The organism is Pseudomonas sp. PS02302 (genome assembly GCF_029959585.1).
Classification (GTDB): domain Bacteria; phylum Pseudomonadota; class Gammaproteobacteria; order Pseudomonadales; family Pseudomonadaceae; genus Chryseomonas; species Chryseomonas aestiva.
The window spans coordinates 43,818-55,932 of record NZ_JASCON010000004.1 but is presented as its reverse complement, the minus strand read 5'-3'; the positions used below and the strand labels follow the sequence as shown (position 1 = coordinate 55,932).

Annotated in this window: 9 protein-coding genes; 5 read left to right on the top strand and 4 right to left on the bottom strand. The window is 66.4% G+C overall.

Annotated elements, in window-relative coordinates; genetic code table 11:
- Positions 1–50: 50 nt before the first annotated feature.
- The 4 genes from QMX82_RS02555 (at position 51) to QMX82_RS02540 (ending at position 5,711) form a co-directional block, all read left to right on the top strand.
- A complete protein-coding gene (locus QMX82_RS02555) occupies positions 51–1,808 on the top strand; it encodes a putative bifunctional diguanylate cyclase/phosphodiesterase (protein WP_208694365.1) in 1,758 nt (585 codons plus the stop codon).
- Between the two features lie 83 nt (positions 1,809–1,891).
- Positions 1,892–3,145: a sensor domain-containing phosphodiesterase gene (locus QMX82_RS02550; RefSeq protein ID WP_282281101.1), complete on the top strand. Its 1,254-nt coding sequence runs from the start codon at positions 1,892–1,894 to the stop codon at positions 3,143–3,145.
- A 121-nt stretch (positions 3,146–3,266) separates the two neighbouring features.
- Positions 3,267–4,514, top strand: coding sequence for a GGDEF domain-containing response regulator (locus QMX82_RS02545; RefSeq protein ID WP_208694363.1), 1,248 nt, complete (start codon positions 3,267–3,269; stop codon positions 4,512–4,514).
- Between the two features lie 117 nt (positions 4,515–4,631).
- On the top strand, positions 4,632–5,711 hold the full coding sequence (locus QMX82_RS02540) for an SMP-30/gluconolactonase/LRE family protein (RefSeq protein WP_208694362.1): 1,080 nt from the start codon (positions 4,632–4,634) through the stop codon (positions 5,709–5,711).
- Between the two features lie 3 nt (positions 5,712–5,714).
- Here the strand turns inward: QMX82_RS02540 and QMX82_RS02535 are convergent, their stop codons facing one another.
- Both QMX82_RS02535 and QMX82_RS02530 read right to left on the bottom strand, forming a co-directional pair.
- Entirely contained in the window at positions 5,715–6,068 is a 354-nt protein-coding gene (locus QMX82_RS02535; protein ID WP_133859912.1) for a hypothetical protein, read from the bottom strand.
- A 139-nt stretch (positions 6,069–6,207) separates the two neighbouring features.
- Positions 6,208–7,311 (bottom strand): DUF1615 domain-containing protein, encoded by a 1,104-nt coding sequence (locus QMX82_RS02530; RefSeq protein ID WP_282281161.1) that lies wholly within the window; start codon positions 7,309–7,311, stop codon positions 6,208–6,210.
- Between the two features lie 221 nt (positions 7,312–7,532).
- On the opposite strand from QMX82_RS02530, the gene QMX82_RS02525 reads away from it, so the two are divergent.
- A complete protein-coding gene (locus QMX82_RS02525; RefSeq protein ID WP_282281099.1) occupies positions 7,533–8,744 on the top strand; it encodes a YeeE/YedE family protein in 1,212 nt (403 codons plus the stop codon).
- Here QMX82_RS02525 and QMX82_RS02520 read toward each other — a convergent pair.
- Both QMX82_RS02520 and QMX82_RS02515 read right to left on the bottom strand, forming a co-directional pair.
- Positions 8,741–10,012, bottom strand: a complete 1,272-nt coding sequence (locus QMX82_RS02520) for a hypothetical protein (protein WP_208694360.1) — start codon at positions 10,010–10,012, stop codon at positions 8,741–8,743. The genes QMX82_RS02525 and QMX82_RS02520 overlap by 4 nt on opposite strands.
- 37 nt (positions 10,013–10,049) lie before the next feature.
- The gene (locus QMX82_RS02515; RefSeq protein ID WP_282281098.1) at positions 10,050–11,627 is read right to left on the bottom strand and encodes a hypothetical protein; all 1,578 of its coding nucleotides are present in this window, start codon (positions 11,625–11,627) and stop codon (positions 10,050–10,052) included.
- Positions 11,628–12,115: the final 488 nt, after the last annotated feature.

The window sequence follows — 12,115 nt, the reverse complement described above, 5'->3', positions numbered from 1 at the left end:
GAGGGGCCTGCTGCTCTTGCAAGGCTCGTCGACATTTCCGAGATAGCCCGATGGCCGATCCATTACAGCACGAAGATGACCGCCTCAACGCCCTGCACGCCCTGGAGCTGCTCGATTCGTCACCGGCGGAGGAATTCGATCGCCTCTGCGAACTGGTCGCCAGCAGCTTCGCTGTGCCGACCGCGCTGATCAGCCTGGTGGACCGTGATCGTCAGTGGTTCAAGGCCCGCGTTGGCTTCGACCTGGCGCAGATGCCCATCGAGGACGCCTTTTGCGCCCACACCATCCAGGCCGAGGATGGCCGGATGGAGATCAACGATGCCTGCTGCGATACCCGCTTCAGCCACAACCCCCTGGTGATCCACGCACCCCATGTACGCTTCTACGCCGGCTCGGCGCTGGTGACCGAAGGCGGCTACGCCATCGGCAGCCTCTGCATCCTCGACAGCCAGCCGCGCGAACTGACCGCCGCGGAACGCAAGCGCCTGGACGATTTCGCCGCCCAGGTGATGAGGCTCATCGGCCTGCGCCAGCATCTGCGCCGCCGCGATCCGGTCAGCGGCCTGCCCAATCGTCAGCAGTTCCAGGCCGATGTCGCCCGGCTGGCGGACATCCAGCCCGACGAGGGGCGTCTGCTGGTGCTGGTGGATCCGCTGGAGACCCACTGGAAGGAGCAACTGATCCTGGCCCAGGGCATGTGGCCCTTCGAGACCTTCCTGCGCAGCCTGGCCCTGCGGCTGTGCGATGCCCTGAAGGACAGGGCCAAGGTCTATCACGTGGACACCAAGAGATTCGCCTTCCTGCTGCCGGAGGACTGCGATTACCCGCCGCTGCTCGACGCGCTCATCGCCCAGCTGCGGATGCCGGTCCAGGCCGACCGCATTCCCATCGACCCGCCGGTCAAGGCCGGTGTGGTGCCCTTCCTGCTCGACTCGGGCGAAGTCCGTGACCTGTTGCGCAAGGCCATGGTGGCGGTAAATCAGGCGACGCTGAGCAGTCGTCACTGGGTCGTCTACGAGCGTCCGCAGGACGAGGCCTTCCAGCGCATCTTCCAGCTGGTCCGGCAGATTCCCGAAGCCTTGGAGCGCGGCGACTTCAGCCTGGCCTTCCAGCCTCGCCTGGCCCTGCCCGGACGCCGGCTGTGCAGCGCCGAAGCGCTGTTGCGCTGGACCCATCCGCAACTCGGCCCCATCGCTCCCGGCGACTTCATTCCGGCGATCGAGAAGACCGCGCTGATCCACAGCGTCACCCGCTGGGTGATCCGCACCGCCGTCAGCCAGCTGGCACAATGGGACAATCGCTACCAGGGGCGCCTGTCGCTCAACCTGTCGCCACGGGATTTCGACGAGGGTGATCTGGTCGAGCTGCTGCGCGAGACCTGCCGGCGCGAGGGCGTCGACCCACGACGGCTGGAGGTGGAGATCACCGAGGGCGAATGGCTCAGACGCAATCCTGAGGCCATCGCCCAGCTGCACGCGCTGCGCGAGCTGGGCCTGGAGATCGCCATCGACGACTTCGGCAGCGGCTACAGCAACTTCGCCTACCTGTACGAATTGCCGGTCACCAGCGTCAAGCTCGACCGCTCGCTGATCCATGACCTGCCCCAGGACCCCCGCAAGCAGGAGGTGGTCAGGGCGCTGCTGACACTGATCGGCAAGCTCGGTTATCGCAGCGTCGCCGAAGGGATAGAGACAGCGGACGTGCTGGCCTTCCTGCAGGAAGCCGGCTGCGACGAGGTCCAGGGCTATCTGCTGGCCCGCCCCATGGCCCTGCCCGCCTTCGAGGCCTGGTACGCCGAACAGGGTTAAGCCGAACGGATGAGGTTATTAGACTGACAAATTCATTCCAGGCTCTACACTGGTTCAGGTCGTAGTTTCTCCGGAGTGAGGACATGAGGGAGTCAGGTACCGAGTTGTTGGACGTGGTCGGACTGGATACCGGCAACCTGAGCAGTCAAGGCTGTATCGACAAGGTACTGCACGCGCTGCGTACCCATCTGGACATGGACGTGGCCTTCCTGGCCGAATTTCGCCAGCAGGACCGGGTCTTTCGCAATGTCGATGCCGTGCCCGATGCGCCGATCAAGGCCGGCGATGCCCTGCCACTCAGCCAGGGCTATTGTCAGCAGGTGGTCACCGGCCATCTGCCCGAGCTCATCCCCGATACCCGGGCCGTCGGCGCCACCCGCTTGATCCCGGAAACCCGCGCCGTGCCCATCGGCGCGCACCTGAGCGTGCCCGTGCGACTCAGCGATGGCGAGCTCTATGGCACCTTCTGCTGCTTCAAGTACCAACCCGATCCGACCCTGAGTCCCCGGGACCTGGAACTGGTGCGGACCTTCGCCGAGCTGGTGGCCGATCGTCTCAGCCTGGACGTCTCCAGTCGCCGCGGCCAGGTGGAGATGCGCGAGCGCATCCAGGGCGCGGTGGCCGCCCACCAACCGAGCATCGTCTATCAGCCGATCTATCATCTGGCGGATCTGCGCATCGCCGGCTGGGAATCCCTGTCGCGTTTCCATTGCCCACCGCAGCGCAGCCCGGATCTGTGGTTTTCCGAGGCCACGGCGGTCGGCCTCGGCGACGAACTCGAAGAAAGCGCCATGCGCTTCGCCCTGCAGGGGCTGCAGAGCCTGCCGGACGATACCTACCTGACCATGAACTGTTCACCGCAGACCATCCTGGCCGGCCGCCTGCCCGCGCTGCTGGCTGGCAATCCGCCGGGCCGGCTGGTGCTGGAAATCACCGAGCACGCCGAGGTCGACGACTACGACGCCCTCCATGCCCAGCTGCAACCGCTACGGGCCCAGGGCGTGCGCCTGGCCATCGACGATGCCGGCGCCGGCTATTCGAGCCTGAGGCACATCCTCCGGCTGCGACCGGACATGATCAAGCTGGACATGAGTCTGGTCCGTGACATCGACAGCGACGCCGAACGCCGGGCGCTGGCGTCGGCGATCATTGCCTTCGCCCGCGAGACACGCAAGGAGGTGATCGCCGAGGGCGTGGAAACCCGCGCCGAATTGGAAACCCTCAAGGCCTTGCAGGTGGACAAGGTACAGGGCAACCTGCTGAGTCGTCCTTTGCCCCGCAACGATGCCCTGTGCCTGCCCCGGCAACGCCCGCTGGAAAGCCTGCAGGACAGCTGAAACGGAAAGGCTCGGCGACCATTCAAGTCGCCGGGCCTCTGGCCGATATGCCTAGGCGAATCATCGTTTCATCTGACGCCAGACCCGCTCTCGGCCGATCCTTGTCCTGCAGGAGTTACCGGTGCGCTCCATCCTGGTCATCGAAGACAGCCCCATGGTCCTCAAGATTCTGGCGCACCTCTTTCGTCAGCAGCGCGACTTCGAGCCGGTGTTCTGCGCCACCCTGGCCGAAGCCGAGCTGATGCTGGAAACCTCGGCCAATCTGTTCTTTGCCGCCCTGGTGGATCTCAATCTGCCTGATGCGCCCAATGGCGAAAGCGTCGACCTGGTGCTGCGCTACCGCCTGCCCTGCATCGTCCTCAGCGGCTCCTACGACGAGCGCCGGCGCGACGACCTGCTGACCAAGGGCGTGGTCGACTATGTGCTCAAGGAAAGCCAGTACTCCTACGAATTCGCCTTCCGGCTGCTGCGCCGGCTGGACAGCAATACCGCCGTCAAGATCCTCATCGCCGAAGACTCCGACGCCACCCGCAACTACATCCGCCACGTGCTGACGCCCCACCGCTACCAGCTGCTGGACGCCTGCGACGGCAACGAGGCCCTGCGCCTGCTGCAGGAGCAGCCGGACATCGACCTGCTGGTGGTGGACCACAGCATGCCCGGCATCAGCGGCTTCGAGCTGGTGCAGTTGCTGCGGCAGAAGCTGCGCCGCCACGACCTCAGCATCATCGGCCTGTCGGCCGACGAAAAGGGCTCGCTCAGCGCCAAGTTCATCAAGCAGGGCGCCGACGACTTCCTGCGCAAGCCCTTCTGTCCCGAGGAACTCAACTGCCGGGTGGTCTCGACCCTGGAACGCCGGGACCTCATGCGCGCCCTCACCCATGCCGCCCAGTACGATTCCCTCACCGGACTGCGCAATCGCCGCGCCTTCCAGGACCAGGCCCAGGAGTGGTTTCGCCAGGCCGAACGCGAAGGTCACTCGCTGAGCGTGGCCATGCTCGACCTGGATCACTTCAAGCGCATCAACGACGAGCACGGCCATGCCAGCGGTGATAGTGCCCTGGTGGTCTTCGCCCAGGCGCTGGCCCGCACCCTGCCCCAGGACCTGACCGGCCGCCTCGGCGGCGAGGAATTCGCCCTGGTCAGCCGCCTGCCCCCGGAGCAGTTGCTGCAGGCGCTGGACCTGCTGCGGCGCTACTGCCACGCCCAGACCTATGCCCCGGGGGCCCCGCCACTGTCGTTCAGCGCCGGGGTCTTCAGTGGCGTCGCCAATGACCTCGAAGGCTTCCTCCACGAAGCCGATCGCCGCCTCTATCAGGCCAAGCGCCAGGGCCGTGCCCGCACCTGCCTGGTCCTGGACGCCGAGTAGCGCTGATCTCGGGTTGGCGCACCTCACCACAAGACATATGATGTCAGACGATTAGCCTGCCGCCGCAGGCCGATCCGCATAGCCTCGTCTGAACAATAACAATCAAGGACCTGCACCATGCCTGACTCTTCCCCGGGACTCGCCCGGCCGTTGTCGCGTCGCCGGCTGCTCCAGGGCAGCCTCATCTGCAGCGCGGCCTTCGCGCTGCCGGGTCTCGCCCGCGCCGCCGAACCCCTGAGCCAACGCTATCCCGATCCGCTGATCGAGATCCTCGACGACCGCTTCCTGGAATTGCGGCTGTTCAACGCCAGTGTCGAGCGCCTCGCCACCGGTCTGCGCTGGGCCGAGGGCCCGGTCTGGATCGGCGATGGCAACTACCTGCTGATGAGCGACATCCCCAACAACCGCATCGTGCGCTGGGATGAGGTCAGTGGCCGGCTGGACACCTATCGCGCCCAGTCGAATTTCGCCAACGGCCTGACCCGCGACCGCCAGGGCCGGTTGATCGCCTGCGAAGGCTCGACCACCCACGGTCTCGGTCGGCGAGTCACCCGCACCGAGCACGACGGGCGCCTCACGGTGCTAGCCGATCGCTTCGAAGGCAAGCCGTTCAACTCGCCCAACGACGTGGTGGTCAAGGGTGACGGCTCCATCTGGTTCAGCGATCCGCCGTTCCAGGCCAACAGCGACTATGAGGGCCATCGGGTCAAGACCGAGCAGCCCGATGCGGTCTATCGCATCGACGGCGAGAGCCTGGCGGTGACCCGGGTGATCGGCGATCTCAACGGCCCCAACGGCCTGGCCTTCTCGCCGGACGAGAAGCTGCTCTATGTGGTCGAGGGCCGCGCCAAGCCCAATCGCCTGGTGTGGGCCTATACGGTCAAGGACGACGGCAGCCTGGGTGAGCGCCGCAAGCACATCGAGGCGCTGGAATACGGCGCGCTGGATGGCATCAAGTGCGACGTGGCGGGCAATCTCTGGTGCGGCTGGGGTAGCAGTGGCGCCCCGGCGGCCAAGCCCGAAGCCCTCGACGGCGTGCGGGTCTTCGATCCCAGCGGCAAGGCGCTGGGCCACATCCACCTGCCGGAACGCTGCCCCAACCTGTGCTTTGGCGGCCCGGAAGGCAACCGGCTGTTCATGGCCGGCTCCCACTCGCTCTATAGCCTCTACGTCAACATCCGCGGGGCCGGACTCTAGCGGCTAGCGGGACTCGGGCGGCGACTGCTCGACCAGGACGTTCAGGGAGTCGAGCACGCTGTCCAGGGCGTAGGCCGCTTCGAAGCGCGCCAGATTCTGGGTGAGATCGGCCAGGCTGGTGGTGATCCCCAGCCAGTTGCCCAGGCCGATCTGGCGCGCCGCTTCCGGCAGCGAGCAGCCGCCATCGCGGCGCTCCAGCCAGGCCAGCACCAGTTCCGGCGGGGTATCGGCTTCGAGGCCCAGGGTGCGCAGCAGGCGCAGGGCCTTGGCCTGTTCGCGGGGCGGCAGCCGATGGCGCGCCGTGGGGGTGGGCTGGTCGACGATAAGCGTCAACCGGGAGCCGGGGATATCGGTCATCTGGACCTCTAGGGACTACACCAGAACCGCACGGCGCGAGGCCGCTTCATCTCCCCATGGTAGGCGAATAGTCTGGCCAATTGCCATAGTTCGCCCCGACCCTCATCGCCTGGAAAACGCCGTTCGGCCCCCTGCCCGCTCAGCGCGAGGCACGGCCCCGGCAACGCTGCCAACGTTCCTCCACCCGCTGGGCGAACCAGGCGGTGGTCAGGGTCCGGGTGATCTTGGGGCTTTCCAGGGTGATGCCCGGCAGGATGGCGCGCGGCAGGCTGCGACCGGCCTTGCGCTCGGCCAGGGCATAGACCTTGGCATAGAGATCGGTCTTGGCGAAGTCCGCGGATTCGCCCGCTTCCAGGACATGGCGGATGGCGATGTCGCTCATGCCCAGGGCCGGCGCCAGGCGATTCACTGCCCGCTCGGTCTCGCCCTGGGTCCGCGAGCCGGGCACCACCAGATCGCCATCCAGCGCCAGCTTCAGCCCCGTGGCCCGGCTTACCGCGCTCTGGAAGGCGGCATTGCGACTGGCGTACCAGCCGGCGTTGAAATCGGCGAAGCGATACAGCGGCGTGGAATAGTCCGCCGGATAGCCCAGCAGGTGCGCGGTGCCGAAATAGAGACCACCCCGGCGGCTGAACACCTCGTGGCGGATGGACCCGTCGCGAGCATAGGGATAGCCACGGGCATGGGCCTCGGCGAAGTCGATGCTGACCTGCATGGGGCCGCCGGTGCGTACCGGATTGAAGCGCCCGAACAGCTGGCCACCCAGGGGCACCATGGCGATGAAGTCCTCGAAGATCAGACTCAGCTCGCGCTCGGTACGGGCACTGTCCAGGCGCTGGGCGTAGGTCTTGCCGCTGGGCGACTTGAGGTCGAGCGCGGTGCGCACCAGCAGCTGGGGGACATAGGCCCGCGCTGCGCGTCTATCGATCTCCTCCCTGGCGATCCGCCCCAGCCCCGGCACCGGCGGATCGACCTGGTAGGTGGATTCCTGTTCCGCCACCGCCAGTACAGCGCAGAGGTTGGCCGTCGAGGGCTCGAGACCCTGGGCGCTGAAGGCGGTCTGGATGTCGCTGGCCCAGCCTTGGCGATCCGCCACGCTGGCGGGCAACAGCCGCAGCAACTCGGCGCGCACCTCGGCCGTCGAACGCGTGGGCCCCTGGGAGCTAGGTGTCAGGCTGCAACCGGCCAGGACCAGCGCAGCAACGACGGCAGTCCAGCCGCGCAACCGCGACAGGGTGGGCAAAGCGGAAGCGGACAGGGCGACAGCAGCGGACACGGCAACTCCGGGAGATTCCTTTGGCCGCTTTGACCACAACGCCGAGCAAATGGCTGTAATGCCCGGCCAATAACTTCTGGTTATATCGATGTAACCTTTTCATTCAACCAGCAGCGGATGTCCGCTGGGATTCCCGAATAAGTCCCACTAAAATGGTAGGACTTTAGTTCGAAGCTACCGGAACCATGATGCAGCAGACCTCTACGCTCTCCTCTCCTCGCCTGCCCTGGGCAGCCCTGTGGGCGACCTGCCTGCTGGCCGTGGGCATGGTCTTTCTCAACCAGGCCGTGGGCGGTCGTCAGGCCCTGCTGCTGCTGCTCGGCGGCGCCCTGGGCCTGACCCTCTACCACGCCGCCTTCGGCTTCACCTCGGCCTGGCGGGTGTTCATCCTCGATCGTCGCGGCGCCGGCCTGCGCGCCCAGATGGTGATGCTTGCCCTGGCGGTGCTGCTGTTCTTTCCCGCCCTCGGCGCCGGCAGTCTGTTCGGCGAGGCGGTGCGCGGCAATGTCTCGCCACTGTCCACCTCGGTGGTGATCGGCGCCTTCCTGTTCGGCATCGGCATGCAACTGGGCGGTGGCTGCGCCTCCGGCACCCTGTTCACCGCCGGCGGCGGCAATGCGCGGATGCTGGTGACCCTGCTGTTCTTCGTCATAGGTTCGCTGATCGCCACCCACCACCTGGGCTGGTGGTTCGCCCTGCCCAGCCTGCCGCCCACCTCCCTGGTGACCAGCCTGGGCGTGCTGCCCGGCATCCTGGTCAGCCTGGCGGCCTTCGCCCTGATCGCCTGGATCTCGGTGGTGCTGGAACGCCGTCGCCACGGCAGACTGGAAGCCACGGTACCCGGTGAACAGCAGGGCGCGGCACGCCTGCTGCGCGGCAACTGGCCGCTGGTCTGGGGCGCCATCGCCCTGGCCGTGCTGAACTTCGTCACCCTGGCCCTGGCCGGTCGCCCCTGGGGCGTCACCTCGGCCTTCGCCCTCTGGGGCGCCAAGGGTGCCGGTCTGCTCGGGCTGGACGTCTCCGGCTGGGCCTTCTGGCAGCAACCGGCCAATGCGCGGGCGCTGGCCGAGCCCTTCTGGTTCGACGTCACCAGCGTGATGAATCTCGGCATCATGCTGGGCGCCCTGGCCGCCGCGGGCCTCGCCGGGCGCTTCGCCCCCAGCCTGCGCATCCCCGCGCGGTCGCTGGTGGCAGCGGTGCTCGGCGGCCTGCTGCTGGGCTACGGTGCGCGGCTGGCCTATGGCTGCAACATCGGCGCCTACTTCAGCGGCATCGCCTCGGGCAGCCTGCATGGCTGGCTATGGCTGGTGGCCGCCTTTTTCGGCAACAGCCTGGGCGTGCGCCTGCGTCCCTTCTTCTTTCCCGGCGAACGCCGCGTCGAACGCCTGACCGGCTGCTAGACCGGCAGGACCTGGCGACCGGGCGGCAGTGCCCCCGGTGGCTCCGGCAGGCTCACCACCCCGTACTGGGGCACGCCGTGGTAGGTCTTCAGCGCCTGCATGACAAAGAGCAGGGCCGCGGTGCCCTGGTATTCGAACAGGCCCTGCAGCGGCCAGATGGTCATGAAGGCGAGAAACACCGCCAGGGTGAATTCCAGGTCGCGGCTCAGCTTGCGCGCCACCAGGTAGTGGACCGCCAGGCCGATGGGAATCACCAGGATCGACAGGAAGCCGAAGCGGAACACGGTGCCGAAGATGCCGACATCGGAGAGAAAGAAGTAGTCGCCGAAGATCGGCTTGAAGCCGTCGTTCCACATCAGGCTGAGGCTGCCGCTGGGCAGGCCGTTGTACAGCTGCAAATGGTTGATGATCTGGGAAATGGTGTTTTCCCGGACATTGTCGGTGGGGCCTTCCTGCACCGAGCGCGCATAGAAATCCAGGTTGAAGCCGAGGGTTTCCAGGAGATGCGGATAGAGGATCAGCGGCGCGATGATGATGGCGCCGAACAGCGCCGGTCCGATCAGGCGCGCGCGCAGGGCGAGGATGGTGAATACCAGGCAGACCACGATCAGCTGGCGGGTCTGCAACACCACCACGATGGTCGCCAGAAAGAACAGCGCCAGCAGGCCGTGCCTCAGCTTGGGCCGCAACTGGCCGTCGATGAAGGAACGCCCGCGACCGGCGAAGTAGATGCAGATGAAATAGCCGAAGAAGATGGCGCCCGCTCCCGTGGAGGCCCGTCCGGGGCGGCTGAGGTCCTTCACCTCGTCGCGCAGGTCCGGCAGCATCTTGAAGTAGGACAGCCAGCACAGCAGCGCCGAGAGCAACCCGACCAGGATGATCAGATTCTCGAACTGCACGGCATTCAGCCGCTTGGCCAGGTACAGGACCAGGAAGGCGCTGAAGCAGTAGAGCACTCGCCGCTCCTCGATGAGGCCGTAGACCAGCGGCTGCCCCCAGAACAGCTGGGCGAACACGGCTGGCAGGCCGACGAACATCACCGTGGAAAACAGGCAGAAGCCCATCAGCAGCCGGTAGTCGCGCTGCGGCCGATGCCAGGTGCTCAGGGTGAAGAGCGCGAAGAAGCCCAGGCAGATCGCCAGGTACAGTTCACCCACGTAGCGGATGCCCACCGGGTTGGTCGGGCTCTGTTCGAAGACGCCGAACTGCAGGACCATCAGGCCACCCAGGGCCAGAAAACTCAGTCGATTGATCAGCGTACCCGGCATTCCCGGTTTCCTCGCAGCGTGTTCATGGATAGGGCGTTCATTGCAGGCGCCAGTCACCCTCGACCTTGGCGTAGGTCAGTTGACGGCCATCCGCCAGATTCAGGCGGGCGCGGGTGTATTCGGGCAGGTCGACGCGGAAATCCCGGCCTTCCAGATAGAGCCCGCCGCAGGCGCCCGGCTCGCCGTGGTAGTCCAGCGGCTGACGCTGCAATTCGTGGATGCTGCGGTGGAACAGCAGGTTGGCGTAGCCGCGCACCGTCATGTCGGTGGCGATGAGGGTGCAATCCAGCGCGACCTGGCCTTTCACCAGGCTCACCAGCGCCTGGTTCTGCCGGTCGATGGCGCCCCAGCCGGCATAGCCGGCGAGGTCCTGGCGATAGGTCTGGCCGTTCTGCAGGGCTGCGGCCACCAGCACCACGGCGAGCACCGCACGCCCTGGGGTCTTCAGCGCCAGGAAGGCCAGGCCGAGCAGCAGCGCGGCGGGAAAGATGAACTTGAGGCGATCGAAGGAAAATTGGGTGGCGTGCTGCAGCAGCAGCAGATTCTCCAGCAGCGGCACGCTGGCGGCGACCAGCAGCAGCGCGGTGCTGCGCGGCCAGTTCAGAGACTTGCGCTTCCAGAGCAGCACCCCCATGGCGATGGCCACCGCGGCCAGGAACAGACCGAAGGACAGCCCGTAGCCGGTGAAGAAGTCGGTCAGGTGGGCATTGTTCGGGCTGCGGGCGAGAAAGCGTCGGGCAAAGGCCTTGAGCGTCGGCAACAGACCCGCCGCCAGGCTGTAGTGCAACAGCACCAGCAGGCCGGCCAGCGCCGTGGCGAAGGCCAGGCGCCAGGCCATCCGCCGGCCTTCCGGCAGGTGCCGGTGCTGCAGCCAGAACAGCGCGACCAGTCCACCGCCAAAGACGTAGCCGGTCCATTCGGTCAGGGCGCCGAAGCAGACCAGGCCGGCCAGCAGCCAGCCCAGGCGATTGCGCTGGCCAGCCGGCGCCCGCAGGTAGTGGAAGAAGGTCAGCAGACTGGCCAGCAGCAGCACCTGGTAGAAACTCTGCACCCAGTAGAGCAGGCCCTGGGAGAGCAGCGCCTCGCGGCTGAAGATCGCGATCAGGCAGCCCAGCACCGCGCTCGTGGCGGCCAGGACGCGGGTGGCGCCATGGCTGCGCAGCACCAGGTAGAGCAGGCGAAACAGCAATAGCGCGGTCAGGGCGCCAAGGGCGGCGTTGAACAGCGCGAGGCTGTGCAGCGAAGGCGTCAGACCCGCGGCCTTGAGACCGAAATAGGGCGCGAGGAAGCCGTAGCTGCTGAAGCTGGTGTAGACATAGTCGCCGCTGTGGGTGGGAATGGTCGCGCCCCAGGACACCTGCTTGTCGTGACTGCCACCTAGGGTCACCGTGGGCAACCACCAGTGCCGGGCCACGCCGGACTCGTCCAGGGCATTGAGGCTGAGCAGGACGTGATAGCTGGCTTCGAGATTCTGCGCCCCGGTGCCGTCGCGGAAATCCGGCAGGCGCCACAGCAGGGCCAGCAGCAACAGCAGGCCGACTGCCAGACCGCCCAGCCAGAACGGCCACCGCCCCACCCGGACCCCGGGATGGGTAACGTCAGATACCACGCTCATTGTCCTGTCTCCTGACAGCCATGCAGTCGAGAACGCCGTCCAGGGCAGTGAAGAACCAGGCGCCATCTTCCGCAGGCCTGGTACAGCCGGTGCAAGACCGCCCACGCAGGCCAAGCGGCGCATGGGCGGGTAACCGGGCTTCAACCGCTGACTACATTCAAGAAGCCGTCAGGAACACGCCGTTGCCGGGAGGCAGCGGCGTTTGCATCTGATACCCGGGTGCGCCCGCCAGCCTCGGCAGGGCACCAGCGGCTCCGGAAAACCCGGCGCGAGCCAGGGCTTGTCGTCCGGAGACACGACAGGTCGCGAAGAAGACTGCCTTAGCACCTTGAGACTGCCAAGCGGGCATCTGTCACGTTCTGCATGGAGTGTCACATTTTTGGCTTTTGCTTTCGCTTAGAGTCGACGCAGCACTCCAGCCGACAAGGTGCGGATACCTGATCCAGCGCCTGGTGTTCCAAGCTGTGCCCTGCCTGGCGTGACGGTTT

Excerpts from the sequence above, each read along its gene's own strand:
- QMX82_RS02555 (WP_208694365.1), top strand. The coding sequence starts at position 51 with ATGGCCGATCCATTACAGCACGAAGATGACCGCCTCAACGCCCTGCAC.
- QMX82_RS02550 (WP_282281101.1), top strand. The coding sequence starts at position 1,892 with ATGAGGGAGTCAGGTACCGAGTTGTTGGACGTGGTCGGACTGGATACC.
- QMX82_RS02540 (WP_208694362.1), top strand. The coding sequence starts at position 4,632 with ATGCCTGACTCTTCCCCGGGACTCGCCCGGCCGTTGTCGCGTCGCCGG.
- QMX82_RS02535 (WP_133859912.1), bottom strand. The coding sequence starts at position 6,068 with ATGACCGATATCCCCGGCTCCCGGTTGACGCTTATCGTCGACCAGCCC.
- QMX82_RS02525 (WP_282281099.1), top strand. The coding sequence starts at position 7,533 with ATGCAGCAGACCTCTACGCTCTCCTCTCCTCGCCTGCCCTGGGCAGCC.
- QMX82_RS02520 (WP_208694360.1), bottom strand. The coding sequence starts at position 10,012 with ATGCCGGGTACGCTGATCAATCGACTGAGTTTTCTGGCCCTGGGTGGC.
- QMX82_RS02515 (WP_282281098.1), bottom strand. The coding sequence starts at position 11,627 with ATGAGCGTGGTATCTGACGTTACCCATCCCGGGGTCCGGGTGGGGCGG.